This is a genomic window from Saccharibacillus sacchari (assembly GCF_037722395.1).
GTDB lineage: Bacteria > Bacillota > Bacilli > Paenibacillales > Paenibacillaceae > Saccharibacillus > Saccharibacillus sacchari_A.
Genome location: NZ_JBBKAR010000016.1, coordinates 286,067 through 302,191 on the forward strand (window position 1 = coordinate 286,067; position 16,125 = coordinate 302,191).

The 16,125-nt window shown below is 49.0% G+C and carries 13 protein-coding genes; 5 read left to right on the plus strand and 8 right to left on the minus strand.

What is annotated here, in order from left to right:
* Nucleotides 1-70 precede the first annotated feature (70 nt).
* The 6 genes from WKI47_RS05490 to WKI47_RS05515 all read right to left on the minus strand — a co-directional run bounded on the left by WKI47_RS05490 (nt 71) and on the right by WKI47_RS05515 (nt 6,070).
* Nucleotides 71-1,774: an ABC transporter ATP-binding protein gene (locus WKI47_RS05490; RefSeq protein ID WP_340226150.1), complete on the minus strand. Its 1,704-nt coding sequence runs from the start codon at nt 1,772-1,774 to the stop codon at nt 71-73.
* A gap of 19 nt (nt 1,775-1,793) precedes the next feature.
* Entirely contained in the window at nt 1,794-2,216 is a 423-nt protein-coding gene (locus WKI47_RS05495; protein ID WP_340226151.1) for a hypothetical protein, read from the minus strand.
* 12 nt (nt 2,217-2,228) lie between these two features.
* On the minus strand, nt 2,229-2,861 hold the full coding sequence (locus WKI47_RS05500) for a CPBP family intramembrane glutamic endopeptidase (protein ID WP_340226152.1): 633 nt from the start codon (nt 2,859-2,861) through the stop codon (nt 2,229-2,231).
* A gap of 2 nt (nt 2,862-2,863) precedes the next feature.
* On the minus strand, nt 2,864-3,649 hold the full coding sequence (locus WKI47_RS05505; RefSeq protein ID WP_340226153.1) for a hypothetical protein: 786 nt from the start codon (nt 3,647-3,649) through the stop codon (nt 2,864-2,866).
* Nucleotides 3,594-4,529 carry an ABC transporter ATP-binding protein gene (locus WKI47_RS05510; RefSeq protein WP_340226154.1) on the minus strand — a complete coding sequence of 312 codons (936 nt, stop codon included), beginning with the start codon at nt 4,527-4,529 and terminating at the stop codon, nt 3,594-3,596. Before WKI47_RS05510 ends, WKI47_RS05505 begins: the two co-directional genes overlap by 56 nt.
* Nucleotides 4,530-4,825: 296 nt before the next feature.
* Nucleotides 4,826-6,070 (minus strand): radical SAM/SPASM domain-containing protein, encoded by a 1,245-nt coding sequence (locus WKI47_RS05515; protein WP_340226155.1) that lies wholly within the window; start codon nt 6,068-6,070, stop codon nt 4,826-4,828.
* Between the two features lie 429 nt (nt 6,071-6,499).
* On the opposite strand from WKI47_RS05515, the gene WKI47_RS05520 reads away from it, so the two are divergent.
* Both WKI47_RS05520 and WKI47_RS05525 read left to right on the plus strand, forming a co-directional pair.
* Nucleotides 6,500-7,801, plus strand: a complete 1,302-nt coding sequence (locus WKI47_RS05520; RefSeq protein WP_340226156.1) for a hemolysin family protein — start codon at nt 6,500-6,502, stop codon at nt 7,799-7,801.
* A 101-nt stretch (nt 7,802-7,902) separates the two neighbouring features.
* Nucleotides 7,903-8,967: a hemolysin family protein gene (locus tag WKI47_RS05525; protein ID WP_340226157.1), complete on the plus strand. Its 1,065-nt coding sequence runs from the start codon at nt 7,903-7,905 to the stop codon at nt 8,965-8,967.
* Nucleotides 8,968-9,054: 87 nt separating this feature from the next.
* On the opposite strand, the gene WKI47_RS05530 is transcribed toward WKI47_RS05525, so the two are convergent.
* On the minus strand, nt 9,055-10,713 hold the full coding sequence (locus WKI47_RS05530; protein ID WP_340226158.1) for an S-layer homology domain-containing protein: 1,659 nt from the start codon (nt 10,711-10,713) through the stop codon (nt 9,055-9,057).
* A 368-nt stretch (nt 10,714-11,081) separates the two neighbouring features.
* Between WKI47_RS05530 and WKI47_RS05535 the strand changes: the two genes are divergently transcribed.
* Together WKI47_RS05535 and WKI47_RS05540 are read left to right on the plus strand one after the other, a co-directional pair.
* Nucleotides 11,082-12,500, plus strand: a complete 1,419-nt coding sequence (locus tag WKI47_RS05535; RefSeq protein WP_340226159.1) for an aldehyde dehydrogenase — start codon at nt 11,082-11,084, stop codon at nt 12,498-12,500.
* A 268-nt stretch (nt 12,501-12,768) separates the two neighbouring features.
* Nucleotides 12,769-13,425 carry an S-layer homology domain-containing protein gene (locus WKI47_RS05540; RefSeq protein ID WP_340226160.1) on the plus strand — a complete coding sequence of 219 codons (657 nt, stop codon included), beginning with the start codon at nt 12,769-12,771 and terminating at the stop codon, nt 13,423-13,425.
* A gap of 550 nt (nt 13,426-13,975) precedes the next feature.
* Here the strand turns inward: WKI47_RS05540 and WKI47_RS05545 are convergent.
* The gene (locus WKI47_RS05545) at nt 13,976-14,848 is read right to left on the minus strand and encodes a CHAD domain-containing protein (RefSeq protein ID WP_340226161.1); all 873 of its coding nucleotides are present in this window, start codon (nt 14,846-14,848) and stop codon (nt 13,976-13,978) included.
* A 144-nt stretch (nt 14,849-14,992) separates the two neighbouring features.
* Between WKI47_RS05545 and WKI47_RS05550 the strand changes: the two genes are divergently transcribed.
* Complete coding sequence (locus tag WKI47_RS05550; RefSeq protein ID WP_340226162.1) at nt 14,993-16,072, plus strand: VanZ family protein; 1,080 nt, start codon at nt 14,993-14,995, stop codon at nt 16,070-16,072.
* The last annotated feature ends 53 nt before the right edge of the window (nt 16,073-16,125 follow it).

The window sequence follows — 16,125 nt, forward strand, 5'->3', positions numbered from 1 at the left end:
ACCTAGAATAGCATTTTCGCCTGCCAGAATCCAGATCGACTCCATTCGAGCTAAATAATTGTCGATATTTTTATCTTGCGATTGGACTGTTAAGAGAATTTATGACGAACAGTTCGGCTTCTTTTGGCTCGTCTTCCGAAAACAAATCGTCATAGCGTCCTGCTTTGACCAACCGTCCCTCTTCCATGACCAAAAGCTGATCGAACATTCGCAGGCTTTCATCCTGTTTGTGGGTGACTACGATGCACAGCGTGTTCTCAAGCTGTTCAAGCAGATCCATCAAGCGATCTACGCCCTCGGGATCAAGAGCCGATTGCGGTTCGTCCATCAGAAGCAGTCCCTTGTTTTTGAGCAGCGCCCGTGCTATACAAATCTTCTGCCGTTCTCCGCCGGAAAGTAGCTGACCCGCTTCTCCTACAATAAAGTCAGTGCCTTCCGCTTGATTCGAAAGATAAGTATCCAATCCTATTTGCTCAAGCATGCTCAAAAAGAATACGGGATCATGATGCTCATCTCCGGAAATATACAGGTTCTCATAGATGCTGGAATTGAATAAAAAGTTTTGTTGATCGACATACCCTGGATTGGCTATCTTTCCTTTGGTATCTGGTGCGTTGTTCATACTCAAGCTTCCGCTATAATCGTCAATAAGTCCGGCAATGATCTTCAATACAGTAGACTTGCCGCTGCCGTTGGGACCGATCAGAGCGTAACGTTTACCCGCTTGAAAATCGAAAGAAAAATCTTGCAGGACCATACGCTGTTCGACGCCATACCGGTAACTAACATTTTTCATACGAATAGAATGGACTTGTTCGTGAGTAGCCGAACGTTCAAGCTCTGCCTCTTGCTTGGAATTTGCGATGATGTTGTCAAGCTGCTGACGAATCGGCTGAGTGGAGCGGATAACGTTCACTTCTTGAGCCAGTTGAACAGCGGGTTCAAGCACGTACATGATGAGTTGAGTACAGGCAATAAGCGAACCGATACTAAGCAGCCCTTGGCTTACCGAGTAACCGCCAATCAGAAATACAAGCAGAATCAACACCATGGTCGAACTCCCGAACACCACATTCGCCAGCGATATCGTATTATCCATTTTGCGGGAGTCGCTGCCCATTTTTTCAGCTTTTTCCGTATACTTGTGAAACACCTTATGTATAATTGCATTGATTTTGATGACCTCAAACCCGTATAAACATTCTGTCGCAGAAGCTGTATATTTTTCTGTCGATTCTATGAGTTCTTGTTTTTGTTTTAAAATACGTTTTGAAAAAAGCAACGGAAAAAAAGCAAGCAGTACAATAACGGCAATTACGCTAAAAGTCAGCAAAGAATTGAGTAGCAACAAAGCTATGATCGAAGCTATAATCAGAATCGATTTGCTCATGATCGTAATTCCCGAGCTGTAATAATCATTTTCAAGAGTCTGTACATTAGTCAGCAACAAAGAAAGGTATTCTTCATTTTTTTTCTTTTTAAAATCAGTATACCGAGAGTGGAGGATCGCGTGCATCAGTCTTTTTCGAACTTCGTTCATCCTTTGCATAACATAGGTATTGCCGACCCTGCTGCTCACATACGTCAAACTCATCTGGGCAATCAACACCGCGAAAGAAAGCATTAAATAGTATTGAAATTCATTCCATTCGCCTTGAGTCAGCGCATCCGTTACTTTCATCAGAGCCAGAGGAAACAATACCGAAACCAGCGATAAAAACAAATGGTAGCCGACAATAACTATAAGCCGGATATCGATCTTCACATATTTCATTGCCGATCTCCTCCACTGCTTATCCGACATTTTTCACAGTTTTTCGTAAAACCAGATTACATATAAAATAGTGCAGCGTCAAAGTTAATACAGCTAGAATGATATAACTCAGCCAAGGAGAATTTCCGGAAGAAACCGTCATGTACTCCGACTGATATTTTTGACTTGTAGCAAAGATACTATCCATATTCCGATAAATAATAAATAGAGCAGCCGTGATATATACGATATTGGGGATGCTGTAGATAATGCCCAAATTTCGAAGTTCAACTTGTTTAAGTTTGACCTGGCTCCACCAAACAAGCGCTAAGCTGAACAGCAACGGAAGTAAAACGAATGCGAACATCCCGAAAATATCCATATTTTTTTGAACAATAAATAGCAGCACTAGAGCAGCCAGATGGATCATACAGGATACAAGCAGCAACATTTTCTTATTCAAGCAAGTCCCCTCCTACACATTCAGTAAGTTGTAAGCAAAATGGAACATGATCGTGTATCGCAAATTGCCGGTTCGAACGTAAATAAATCCCATGATCAGAGCGCCAGGAAGCCTATACAGCAAGTTTTCCATAAAAGGTTCATTCATATGCGTCAAAAAAGCAAAGCTTAAACTGCTGGCCAAGATAATGAATACATGCTGATTCCATATTCTTTTAAACAAATAACAAAGTACGCCTCTGGCCCAGAACTCTTCTGATACCGCAACCAAAAACATTTGCAAGCAAGTGATCCATAAGAACGAATGAGTCCAGTCTTTAGTCAGCCGCACTACCAAAAAAATGCCGGCAAACAAGCATACATGTAGAACCATCTCCCATCGGACCAACGGCAGAACACCCAGTTCTTTGAGAGAAGGACGGTAAAGTTTGCGAATAAGCCCATAAGGAATCAGCACAAATCCCGAGAACATGCTTAAGGCAACGACAATCAATACGGTTCCGCCATGATCTACGCTTTTAAAAGCTACGGAAAGCAACACGCCGACGATTCCGACCACCAGCAGCGGGGCCAGTATCATCACTAGCGTATTTACAACCAGATCCGTGATCTCCGAACGACTTTGCCGCTGGCTGACCGATTTCATTTTTACAGATCCCTTCTTTCGAATCTTCGTACTCCAACTTGTTTGCATACCAGCGAGTAAAGGAAGACTACCGCCAAATTGATGCCGAACAAACGCAGTGCACCTCCACTATCCGATAAGTCGAGAGCTCCGAATTGTTCGATATAATAATGAATAGAAAGAAAAGAAACAATGGGGAACTTCGACATAAAAGCAGAAGCAATAAGTACTAGAATAAAAATAATAACGGCCGTATTGAATTTTAAAAACGTGCTCAGCATCAAACTAAAATGAATCGTAAGTATATAGGCGAGCACGATAGAAAGAAACCATAAAATCAAAGACAAAAATTCATTCGACACCATAAACCGGCTGGAAATCAGATCTGTGCGGTGAACAGCAAAAAGATAAAACATCAACATCGAGAAAACGAAAAAAACGGCACTGACTCCTAACACCATTGCGGTTAGCGCCGTCACTTTAGCTTGATAAAGTTTTTTACGTTCATTGATTCGTTGCGTGTACAGCAGAATGTTTCGGTTTTCGATTTCCCCTCCCAATGATCTGACAGAGATCAAAGACAAAACAAAAAAATAAATGTATAAGGCATAGACGAAATGAAACATATTCACAAAAAAGCTCATTGCGTATTCTTTATCCGTGCCGTTAAAAGTGATTACCGAAGAGTGGGTATAAATGCCGATACTATAAAGAGCCGGGATGGCGAGCATACTGAGAATCAGCCATAAATCTTTACGATGTAAAAGTTTTCGGAATTCGATTTTGCATATCGTTTGCATGGTCGGCATTGTTCATATCTCCTTTAAATAATCGGATAAGCGATCCTTCGATAACCTCCAACTCTTTTACGGAAATATTTTTCCGAACCAAGATTTGTAATACGGAATTCAGTTCTGCGATGCTATCCAGCATCAAAATATCTGGTTCCGCTAAAACATGTTCGCCTATCGTTGCCGCATGAGCCAGAAGCTCTTTGTCCAGCCTTTCAGGCGTAACCGCGTACTTTTTATGATCTTCAAACACGCCGTCATACATTTTCGTGCCGTTATCCAGGTAGATGATTCGATCACATATATCCTTGACCTCGTTTAAATTATGGTCCGAGAAAATAACGGCACACTCTTCATTGCGCGCTTTGTTCCTGATGATTTCTTTCACAAGTTCCCGTCCCATCACATCAAGCCCGACTAGCGGTTCGTCCAAAATCAAAAGAGGTTTATGGTTCAAAAGAGCTTGGGCCAGACCCAGCCTTTGCTTCATCCCGAATGAATAATTCTTGACTCTTTCTTTTCGGCGTTCATACAATCCGACCAATTTTAAGATTTCGGACAGTTGTTGATCCGCTTTTCGCTTATCTTGTTTTTGTTCCAGTTCCAGCAGCAGCTTTAAGTTGTCGTAAGCGCTCATATAATCGAGGAAGCTGCTTTCGATCAAAACACCGAATCTGGAAATCAACGATTTATTTTCCATGAGATTTTTGCCGTCTATCAAAATCTGGCCGCTCGTAAAATGAATATGATTGACAAGACAATTCATCAGCGTCGTTTTTCCCGAACCGTTTTTGCCGATCAATCCTACGATTTCACCCGAGCGTATGGTCGTTGAGAACTTTTCGAGCGCAAGGTGATTACCGTAATATTTGGTGACCTCTTTAATCTCCAGCATCATAAATAAATTCACCTACTGTAGCCATGATTTTTGAACCGATACAGTAAAGAACTCAAGAATGCAACGCAACTGTCTCCCCGCCTGCTACAGCTCCCGATGACAGACCGGCTTCTTGAGTTCATTCTTCTAAGTACGAAACTTATATTCAACAGAATGATATCGCTTCAAATATCGCTTACCAACTTTTTCCGAAACTTACGCAAACAACAACGCCTACGCTTACGCAGTTAGGTTTTGCAGCAGTTTTACTTGTCGAAAACAGCATGGTCTCACCCCCTCTCCAGCCAAGGCGTCGATCAACCGATACTTTGTTTGAGTTTTTTTATCGAGTCCCGGTAAAAGTTTTTGATGAAAACACAATAAGCATCCCGATTAAACAAGTCATGCGAATAAAGCCAGCTGCGTCCGCGACAACCGCCTCCGCATAAGTATCGGTATTCACAATTTTGACAACCCGAAATTTTTTCCACATCTATATCCAGAAACACATTTTTATCGTTCGATATCGCCTCATCCAAAGACAATTCAAGCAGATTTCCTAGCTTCAATTCTGGATCGTGCAGCATGTGGCAAGGATAAATGCTACCATCGGCGCCGATGCTTACCAGATCGTGACCGACTTCGCATTTGCCTCTACACGTCAATCCGACCTCGCTTGTAGGCATATCGTAGATAGGAATATTTTGATCAAGATTCAGAATTTTATTCGAGAATTGAAGTAATTTTGAGGACGAGAAAACGAAGTCTTTAAATAACGGGTTTGTTGGATCAACGGTAAAGATACTGAAGGAGAGTTGCACATCCATTTTTTTTGCAAATGCCAGATATTCGTCTATGTAGGCCACGTTTTGCTCATGTACGGTTACAATTAACGTAATCGGTACTTGGTCGCGTAACTCATGGATATTTTTAATGATTTTCGGCATGATGCCTTCGTCTCTTAGAAATTGCGTTCGTTCGTTATAACCATCAATCGAAATACTCAACATGTCTATGTAAGATAAAGCTTCCGCCGAATTTTTGTAATTCATCGTTCCATTGGTTATTAGAGAAACATTCGCTATTTGAGCTTCTTCTTTGGCATATCTACAGATCTCAACAATGTCTTTTCTGATAAAGGGTTCTCCGCCTGAAAAGACGACATGCTCAACGCCTGCTTCTTTAAGTTTGCTCAATATTTCACAAACTTCCTCTAAAGAAAGAACATTTTGCTGATTGCGCTCATCTATAAAAGAGTAACAACCTACACAATGCAGATTGCAGCGATCCGTAAGATGAACATAAGCTGCTTTTGGCGAAGCTTCATCCGGGTTGAAAAATCCATTTATACTCATACAGTCCAACAATTCCTGCTCGGACGGAGACAAGTATTCTTTTTCGATCGGTTCAGCCTCAAGGATACGTTGGACAAAACGGTTACCCTCTTCGTCCAAACCTATTATCGAACCATTCAATAAATTCCCTATCATAGAAATTCCTTCTATCATAAACGGTTTGACTTTGCTGTGAAAATGATAGCCTTGTTCAGTAGAAATCCCCATACCAATGACTCCTCCATATTGGTCTTTTATTTTAAATATAAACCATAATAATAAAAATTATCTTTTTTTATGTATTTTTGTTCTTGTTTTCAAATATATGATAACTGTTTAACAAAAAAATGTAAACTAGTTTGTTATTAAATTCACAATAAAATCATATTGGTATTTTAATAACCCTAACGTGATGCTGCACGGTTACTAAAGGTTATGGTATAGTATCTAGTAATACATTCAGGGAGGAGGCAGCAGACTTGGGAAGGCGTTTAACCACACATCATCGTTGACCACCGTTTCTTTGACCTGTCTCTTTCATACGGAAACCGCATCGAAGAGGCCCGGCAGCTTGTCCCGTATTTATTGAGACAAGCTCCCATTCGCTTTAAACGTTAAAAACTCACTGGAGGTGAATCCCTCGAACGAGGGAACTTATTGGACCTAATGACGATCGTCAATTTATTGATTCTTGCCGTACTGCTCGCGCTCACCGCATTCTTCGTCGCATCGGAGTTTGCGGTCGTTAAAGTACGGGTATCCCGGCTCGACCAGTTGATTTCGGAAGGCAACAAAAAGGCTGTGCGGGCCAAGCAGGTCGCTCAAGACCTAGACTACTACCTGTCCGCCTGTCAGCTCGGCATCACCGTAACCGCGCTCGGCCTGGGCGCGATCGGCAAACCTGCCGTCAAGCTGTTGCTTTATCCGGTATTCGAATGGTTGAACGTCTCGGACGCCACGGCTTCCGTCGTCTCTTACGCAATTGCCTTCTTCCTGGTGACGTTCCTGCACGTAGTCGTCGGCGAGATGGCTCCGAAAACGCTGGCGATCCAGTTCGCGGAAAAAATGACGCTGCTGCTCGCTCCTTCGTTGTTCTGGTTCGGGCGCATTATGTACCCGTTCATCTGGGCGCTTAACGGCGCGGCACGCGTTCTGCTTCGGATGTTCGGCGTCAAGCCGGCGGGACACGAAGACGTGTACTCCGAGGACGAGCTGAAAATTATTATGGCGCAGAGTTTTGAAGGCGGCGAGATCAATGAAACGAAGCTGTCGTATATGGAAAACGTCTTTTCGTTCGACGAGCGCGTGGCGCGCGACATCATGGTGCCGCGTACGCAGCTCGTGACTATCGACAAAGACATGGATTACGCGGAATTGATTGCGGTGCTCGATGAGAACAATTACACCCGCTACCCGGTTACCGAAGAAGGCAGCAAAGACCGGATTATCGGGGTCATCAACGCGAAAAAGATGCTTCCCCATATCATCGCCGGACGCGCACGCAGGCTGGAAGAGTTTATCCGCCGGATTCCGATCGTGTCGGAAGCGACGCCGATTCAGGAAACGATGATCAAAATGCAGCAGGAACGCATGCACATCGCGCTCGTGGTCGACGAATACGGCGGTACGGCCGGAATCGTGTCGATGGAGGACGTGCTTGAAGAGCTGGTCGGCGAAATTCGCGACGAGTTCGACGCCGACGAGATCGCCGAGATCCGTCAGACGGGCGAACGCGAATATGTCGTCAACGGCCGGGTTCTGCTGGATGAGCTGGAGAAGCGCTTCGGCGTGAAGTTCGAAGAACGCAGCGACACCGATACGATCGGGGGCTGGATTCAACATCGAAAAGGCACCGCGGCTGGCGAAGGCGAGAAGCTGGTCGAAAACGGACACGTCTGGACCATCGTGGAAAAAGACGACCTACAGATCAAACAAGTGAGGCTCAATTACACGGAATAATAAATTTTCCGTTCCTCACCCATCACCATCGAACAGCAAGTCATCAATTAACCAAATAATCCGAAAATTCTGGAGGTGAATCCCTCTTACGAGGGAATTTATTGGACGGAACAATTGCCTTAAACCTATTTCTGGTCGCCGTGTTTATCGGTCTTACGGCCTTCTTCGTCGGCGCTGAATTCGCGATACTGAAAGTCCGCATGTCGAGACTCGACCAACTGGTCGCCGACGGAAACAAAAAAGCCGTCATGGCGAAAAAAGTAGCTCAGGACCTCGACTACTATCTCTCTGCCTGTCAATTGGGCATCACCATCACCGCGCTCGTACTGGGTGCGCTTGGCGAGCCTACGGTTGAACGCATGCTACGGCCGGTATTCGAACACTTTGAAGTATCCGAAGCGGTATCGACCGTGTTGTCCTACGGTATCGCCTTGGCGCTCGTTACCTTCTTGCACGTCGTGATCGGCGAGCTTGCACCGAAGACGTTGGCGATCCAATTTTCCGAAAAAATGACCCTGATGCTCGCGCCGTCGCTGTACCGCTTCGGACGTATCACGGCTCCGTTTATTCGCCTGCTTAACGGTTCCGCCACGCTGCTGCTTCGTACGTTCGGCGTCAAGCCTGCCGGACACGAATCGGTGCACTCCGAGGAAGAACTGAAATGGTTGGTCGAGCAAAGCTATGAAAGCGGCGAGATCAACCAGACCGAGCAGGCTTACCTGCAAAACATCTTCGCTTTCGACGATCGTCAACTGCGCGAGATCATGATTCCGGCAGATAAAATCGTCAAGATCGCCAAAGAAGTCCCGCAAAACGAACTGATCGAGAAACTTAGCGAACACGAATATACGCGCTATCCGGTAACCAACGGCAATCCGGACGGATTCGTCGGATTCGTGCATAGCAAAGAAGTCCTAACCGCGATCGCGGCGGGACGCGACGGACGGATCGAAGGCTTTATCCACAAACTGCCGCAATTCAAAGAAACCGCCACGCTGCGCGAAGTCATGCTCAGCATGCAGCAAAGCCGCGTGCATATGGCATCCGTCGCCGATCTATCGGGTCGCACGATCGGACTCGTGACCATGGAAGACATTTTGGAGGAAATCGTAGGCGATATTCGCGACGAGGCAGACGGTGTACGCTTGCCGCTCGCCCCTCTGTAAGCTCCGTTTCAAAGTTCATGCAACGCAAAGCCCCGGCTTCCGCCAAAACGGAAACCGGGGCTTTTTCTTTTTCCCGAACGATTCGTTCTACTGCTTCGCAGCCACCAACTTCGCCAACACCGCTTCGACTTCCGCCCCCGTCACCAGACGATTCGGCCCGAAAGCACTCGCGCTTGTCCCTTGCATGATTTTCTCGGACGTCACGCGCGCAATCGCTTGAGCCGCCCAGTATGAAGTCGGAACATCGCCATATGCCGAAGCTACAGCCGTACCTGCTTCATTGTCGCTACCTAGCACCCGATCCGCCAAAACCGCCAACTGAGCCCGGGTCACAGCCAGATCAGGCGCAAAGCGGTCGCTACCCACGCCTTGCATCACACCTGCCGTAGACGCTTGCCGGATCGCCAAATCATAAGAAGAGTCAGCCGTATCCGCATAGATCGACGTTCCCCGCACTTCTTCCAGATTCAGGCGCTGCGCAAGCACTCTGGCCAGATCTTCGCGTGCCACGGACGATTCTTTTGCCAGAGTCGCAGCCGATGGGGAGGATTCGTTCTTCTGAGCAAACAACCAGTCCAGCATCTTCTTGTCGTTAAACACCGGAACCCACGACCAATGCTTCATTCCGCCGTAAAAACGACCTTCGTCCATAAACGCATCGTCGTAAATGGTCATTTTCGTTTGCGGCGCACCCATTTCCGCTAGAGCCTGATAAGCGAGCGTGCTTGTGCGGCTGTCTGTCGTTGGATCATTTTCCGCATGGACGATCCATACCGGCGTATCCGTAATATCCTTCAGCTCCTGCTTGAACGCGTCTACCGAACCTTCGTAATCGGCTATCGTATCTTTCGCCGCGATCGCGATCGCTCCGGCAAACTTGTTCGGATATTGCATCAGAAAGCGGAACGTCCCTCCCCCGCCGCTCGAAGGGCCTACGACATAAATCCGCTGCGGATCGACTTTCCCTTCGGATACGAGGCGATCAATCAATTCCATCTGCACTTCGAAAAAGTCTTGCATCCGCGTCAATTCTTCGGCATTCTCATAGATTTTCCAGCCGTAATTCTCCGGAAATTGCACAGCCAGAACCGAAGTATCATAGCCGGATTCCGTCCACACCGTCGCTCCCCGATTTTCCGTCAGCTGCTTGAAATTGTCGGTTCCGACTTCGCCGCCGCCATGCAACCAGACCACAAGCGGCCGCGCCTCCGTACTTTCGGACAGCTTCAGTTGGTAGGTCAGGCTTTCGCCGTTCGCTCCCGTAATCTTGCCCGCTTCGAAGTCGTCTACCGTGCGAGTCTGCACCTTCGATACCTGCTCCGCGTTGAACGACAACTCCGGATAACGCTTATTCACGACAGCAAATTCCGACACATAGCCGCCCGGATATTTAAAAGGCTTCACCGTCATCGACAGCACGTTGCCGTCCCGTTTCAATAGGATGCCGTCGTCTTTATAATCTTCCTGCACGATCTCCCCTGCCGCGTTCAGCGGATAACCGTCGTAGTTGCCCGTAATATCAAAGTCGGAGGCTTGAAGACCTGCATAAGAAGCGTTGGCCGGTAAAACCAGTTCGAACGATTCCGCCATACGTCCTGCATCGCCGATGTATGTATGTGCGGTGACTTCAAGCGGCGTCGTTGCGGCATTTGCTTCTGCGGCGTTCGCGATTGGTCCATTCACTCCCCAAGGCACTCCGCCCAATGCCAAAGCGGCGATCAAGGTTAAACCTGTTCTCTTTTTCATGTTCGTCCCTCCGTTTATGTATGAATCTTCGACGATCGGACACGCAAAAAAACCCAAACGGCATCCGCAGAAGAGAGGTGTCTCGTTCTGCCGACCCGATCAGGTTTTGCCCATCTTATGGTCACAATCCATCATCGTTCTTTTACCTTAACAAAGAATGAAAGCGTAGTCAAAAATATAAGATCGCTGAACCGGACAAAACATAGCGTTTCGTAGATTTCTGTTCACGAGTGCGCGAATTTTGGGTAATAGAGTTACTGAGGTTCTTTTCCGATAACAGGCAAGTTTGACTTTAGGTCCGCGCAAGCCCTATATTTTTTATTACTTACCGAATCATCGCATTCCATTTTCCAAGGAGGTCAATACCTATGATCGCAAAGGACACGCTCGAAAAAGAATGGAGCCCCGAGGAAGTCAAGCAAATGTTGGAGGAGCATCACGCTTTTTACGATACCGACCGCACGCGCAGCTATAAATTCCGGATTCGCCGTCTGGACAAGCTCAAAGCGGCGATCCAGCGTTACGAAACGGCCTTGACCGAAGCGCTGCAAGCCGACTTGGGCAAGCCTGCGTTCGAAGCTTATTCGACCGAAATCGGCTTCGTGCTGAACAGCATCTCCGAGATTTCCAAAGAACTGTACCGCTGGTCCAAGCCTCAGCGCGTCGCGACGCCACTGTCGCTCGCGGGCGGAAGCAGCTTTATCATCAACGAACCTCACGGCACGGTGCTGATCATCGGCCCGTTCAACTATCCGTTCCAACTGGTGCTCGAACCGTTGGTCGGCGCGATCGCGACCGGTAACTGCGCGGTGATCAAAATGTCCGACAGTACGCCTAACGTGTCGCGCGTCGTGAAGCAGTTGATCGGCGACGTGTTCGAAGAACATTACGTGCGCGTATTGGATGGCGGCAAAGACACGGTCACGTCGCTGATCAATTCGCCGTTCGACTACATTTTCTTCACCGGCAGCACGGATACGGGCCGGATCGTAGGCGAAGCGGCGGCCAAGCAGCTGATTCCGTACACGCTGGAACTCGGCGGCAAAAGCCCGGTGATCGTCGACAAGCAAGCCGATATCCGTATGGCGGCCAAACGCATCATTTGGGGCAAATTGGTCAACGCCGGACAGACCTGCATCGCGCCGGACTACGTGCTCGTGCACGAAAGCAAAAAAATCCAACTGCTGATCGCTCTCAAAAACGCGATACGCGAATTCCTCGGCGAAGACATGTGGAGCAGCCCGGACTTCGGCCGGATCGTCAACGAGCGCCATTTCGACCGCCTGACCGAGATTCTGGAAAAAGACAAAGACAGCATCGTGTTCGGCGGAAGCGGCGATCGCGACACGAAGTTTATCGAACCGACGCTGCTGGATCTCGATTCCTGGGATGCCGCAAGCATGCAGCAAGAGCTGTTCGGTCCGATTCTTCCGGTGCTGACGTACGAAGACATCGAAGACGCGATCCGTTCGATCAACAAGCATCCGCGTCCGCTTTCGCTGTACCTGTTCACGACCGACGAGCAAGTGCAGGACCGCGTTCTGGAAAAGGTTCCTTTCGGCGGCGGCTGCATCAACGACACGCTGCTGCATGTCTCGAACCCGAACCTGCCGTTCGGCGGCACGGGAGCGTCCGGTACCGGTTCGTACCACGGCGTCCATAGCCTGCGCACTTTCTCGCACCAGAAAAGCATCCTGAAACGCGCGTCTGCGGAAAGCGGCACGACGATGCTGTTCCCTCCGTACGGCGAAGAGCAAATGGAACTGGTCAAAAAAATGCTGAAATAAACAAAACATACGTATAGACACGGGATGCCGCAACATGTATCCCCCCTGCTAAACGTACCGAAGTCCGAATAAATCCGATACACGCTTACACCGCTTTTCCGGGAATCTTCCCGGAAAAGCGGTTTTTGCTTTGCGCCGAATTCCTTTTGCTCTCCGCTGCAACTTTTCCTGAAACGCCGACGTCTGGAGCAGTATCATATTCAAAACAAGCGGAATCGCCGCGATCTTGCCTTCGCGCGGTTCTGCCACTCTCAAGGAGGTCATCGATATGAACAAAAAAATGTTTTCTTCCGTACTGGCCGTATCCGTTTTGTCCTTGTCGCTCGGCGGTCAACTGTTCGCGGCGGGTGCCGGATTCGGCGATCTGAGCGGCGTAACCGGACAAGAGAAAATTCAGGCGCTCCAAAACGACGGGCTGGTCAAAGGAGTGAGTGCCACGGCTTTTCATCCTCAACAAGTGCTGACGAATGCGCAGGGCGTGCAATTGATTGCGGGCGGTCTTCAGCTTAGCCTGGCCGCGATCACGTTCGAAGCCGGCAAAGTACCGACGGCGCACGATCTGTTCCCGGCCGCGAAAAACGACGCCTGGTACGCCGAAGCTTTCGTGAATGCGTATTACAACGGCGTCGAGCTTCCGGCAACGATCGACCCGTCGGCGACGATGACCAAAGAAGCTTATGTCCATTACTTGATGCAGGCGGTCGAAAAAGCCGGCAATCTGCCTCTGATCAATATCAAGCCGCGCGATATCGCCGACGAAGCCGATCTGACGGCCGAGTATCAAGGCTCGATCCAGCGCGCGCTGACGCGCGGCATCGTGCAGCTCGACGCCGACGGAGAGTTCCATCCGAAAAGCGAGATCACCCGCGCCGAAGCGGCCGTGATGCTGTACGACGCGGTTGCGTTTTTGAAAAAGGAGATGTAATGCCCGCTTGAGAGCTAGGGCTAGGGCTGAAGTTAGGTTCGGAATTCGGAACGAAAGAATCCGTATTCAGAATTCGAAAAAAGACTGCTAACCAAGCCCGATAAATATTCGGCATGGAGGCAGTCTTTTTTGAGGTTGAGGTCAGGGTCGGATCGGAGAATCGAGGAACAGGCGGCGAAACTCGATAGCTAGGTCACCGTCGCCGCCGTATATCCCAACACTAATTCCCCTTACCGATACCGACAACGATGCCGGCACCGATTCGAAACTAGCGAATGTTGAGCAATAAGTGCGTATATGCAATTATTTTTCTCGTTTGATCCGATTTGGAACAAATAAGTGCTCAAATGCACTTATTTTCTTAATTTCGTGCGTATTCGAATCATTTCGCTCTGAATAATTGCCTTCTGGCACTTATTTTTAAATTCCGGCGAGAAAAGAATGAAATAGTTGCATATTCGCATCTATTTATCGTCGTGCTTACGTCGCGCTTATCAACATGCGATTCGATTTCGCTTCCGGACCGTCTTTTACGAACGCATCATCCGATTCACAACTCGCCCATCCGCGACAGCGACTCGTGCAACTGTTCGTCCAGGCGTTCGCGGAACAGCGTCCAGCTCTCTTCGTCGGCACCCAGCGCTTCAGGACCGTAGTCTTCGGCGATCTGGATACGGACGTGGCGGTCGTTGACTTCGCCAAGCTGCTTTTGGACCGCTTTGAAACGTTCCGCTTCTTGGGCGTGTTTGTCGTCCAAAGCAAAAGCGGCGGCTTCGGCGGTGTAACGGCTGCGCTTGGCGGCGATCCGTACCTGATGCAAAGCTTCGAGCGCCGGCTCGCTGTACGGACCTTCCCGGTCGGACGTAACTTGGTAGACATGACGCCGTTTGCGGTAATCGTCTTTCAACTCGCGCACGCTGCGACGAACGTCGGCTTGAGTCGACAGCTCGGGCAGATCGTTTTTCAAAAAACTTTTCCAGCGTTTGTCCAGCTTGTTATTCACGATCTTCGGCAATTTGCGGCTCAGCTTTTTGCGCTGGTCTTTGCGTTCTTCTTTTTCCAACTTCGCCATTCGTTTGAACAGCTTGGCTTCGTCTTGGCGCTTTTGGGCTTCGGCCGCTTTGCGCAGTTGTTTGAACTCTCCGATCAGCACGTCCGCGTCGCGCACCCGCCCGAAACGTTTTTGCGCTTTTTTGATCACCCGGTATAATCCTGTTTCTTCGTCCGGGTCAAGCACCTGAAGCAGCGTCAGTAGCTTGCGCGCGCTTACCCGGGCCTGGTGCACGTCTTCTTCGTCGTAGTTTTTCAGCGCGGCTTTGCTCCGTTTGCGAAACTCGGCGTACAATTCGTCCAATGCGTTTTGCCACTGCTCCACCCTGCCCGTCGCCTCAATGCCTTCGCCTTTTTCCCGTTCTTGTCCCATAGCCTGCATCCGACTCCTTTTCGATAAACTCCCTCTGCGCTCTGCATCTGTTGCCTCTCTGTATCATTACCCGAAAAAAGTTGCGGCGCGACGATATTCCTCCGCAAACTTCGGTTAATCAAAGAAAGAAAGCGAGGGATGTCGATGCTTCAACCGTACCTGGATTCCATTAATTCGGCCGTGCTGTTTTTCCCGTTCGCCGCCGCCCTGTTCACGTTCCCTTTCCTGATCGTGCAATATCGGCGGCATGGCTACGTTAACAAATGGCGCGGCTTCCTGCTTTACCTGTTTCTGTTGTACCTGATCTGCGCGTATTTCCTCGTGCTGCTGCCTTTTCCCGATTCGCGGCATAACGCGGCGCCGACCGGATCGGGCATCCAGCTGCTTCCGTTTCAATTCGTGCAGGATATCGTGCGGGAAGCCGAAGTGGTGCCGGGCAATCCGTCCACTTACGTGAACGTACTGACGAACTTCGCCTTTTTGCAGGTCGTGTTCAACGTTCTGCTTACGCTGCCGTTCGGGTTGTTCGTCCGTTATTACTTCCGGGCCGGCCTCGTCGCGTGCCTGCTCGCTTCTTTCGCGCTGTCGGCTTTGTTCGAGACCACCCAGCTTACCGCGGTGTTCGGCTGGTTCGACTACCCGTACCGTGTGTTCGACGTGGACGACCTGATCGCCAACACGACCGGGGGCATGCTCGGAGCAGCGGCAGCCGGAGTCTTTACCCGCAAGCTTCCGCAAATGGACAAGTTGGACGAAGATCTCGATTTGTCGGAAAAAAAGGTGACCTATCTGCGGCGCTTCGTGGCTTTCGCGATCGATTACTTCATCTGGAACATTCCGATCAATATGCTGACGGCCTGGACCGACGTGCCGACGCCGATCTCGTACCTGGTCATCACCGGCTTGTACTTCCTCCTGATTCCCTACTGGACCGGAGGATTCACGCCAGGCAAATGGCTGGTACGCATGCGCATCGCCGGCCCCGACGGCGAACCGCCCAACCTCCGCGAAACGTTCGTCCGCGGCGCACTGCTGTATTGGGCGCTGGGCGGCTTGCAAATTCTGCCGGGTCTGTTCGGAAGCGACTGGATCGGCATCGCCGTCCTGATGGTCATGCTGATCGTCAACGCGACCTTTGCCGTACACCTGCTGATTCGCGTATTCGGCCGAAAAAAGCGATTGTTCTACGAAACAATGAGCAAAACGAAGCAACGAATCGCTTAAGCTCCTCTAACCCAAACTTTCCAAACCCTTTTTACAATTGAAAAAAGCCCTCT

Excerpts from the sequence above, each read along its gene's own strand:
- WKI47_RS05550 (WP_340226162.1), top strand. The coding sequence starts at position 14,993 with ATGCTTCAACCGTACCTGGATTCCATTAATTCGGCCGTGCTGTTTTTC.
- WKI47_RS05490 (WP_340226150.1), bottom strand. The coding sequence starts at position 1,774 with ATGAAATATGTGAAGATCGATATCCGGCTTATAGTTATTGTCGGCTAC.
- WKI47_RS05500 (WP_340226152.1), bottom strand. The coding sequence starts at position 2,861 with ATGAAATCGGTCAGCCAGCGGCAAAGTCGTTCGGAGATCACGGATCTG.
- WKI47_RS05545 (WP_340226161.1), bottom strand. The coding sequence starts at position 14,848 with ATGGGACAAGAACGGGAAAAAGGCGAAGGCATTGAGGCGACGGGCAGG.
- WKI47_RS05535 (WP_340226159.1), top strand. The coding sequence starts at position 11,082 with ATGATCGCAAAGGACACGCTCGAAAAAGAATGGAGCCCCGAGGAAGTC.
- WKI47_RS05530 (WP_340226158.1), bottom strand. The coding sequence starts at position 10,713 with ATGAAAAAGAGAACAGGTTTAACCTTGATCGCCGCTTTGGCATTGGGC.
- WKI47_RS05510 (WP_340226154.1), bottom strand. The coding sequence starts at position 4,529 with ATGATGCTGGAGATTAAAGAGGTCACCAAATATTACGGTAATCACCTT.
- WKI47_RS05505 (WP_340226153.1), bottom strand. The coding sequence starts at position 3,649 with ATGCCGACCATGCAAACGATATGCAAAATCGAATTCCGAAAACTTTTA.
- WKI47_RS05515 (WP_340226155.1), bottom strand. The coding sequence starts at position 6,070 with ATGGGGATTTCTACTGAACAAGGCTATCATTTTCACAGCAAAGTCAAA.
- WKI47_RS05540 (WP_340226160.1), top strand. The coding sequence starts at position 12,769 with ATGAACAAAAAAATGTTTTCTTCCGTACTGGCCGTATCCGTTTTGTCC.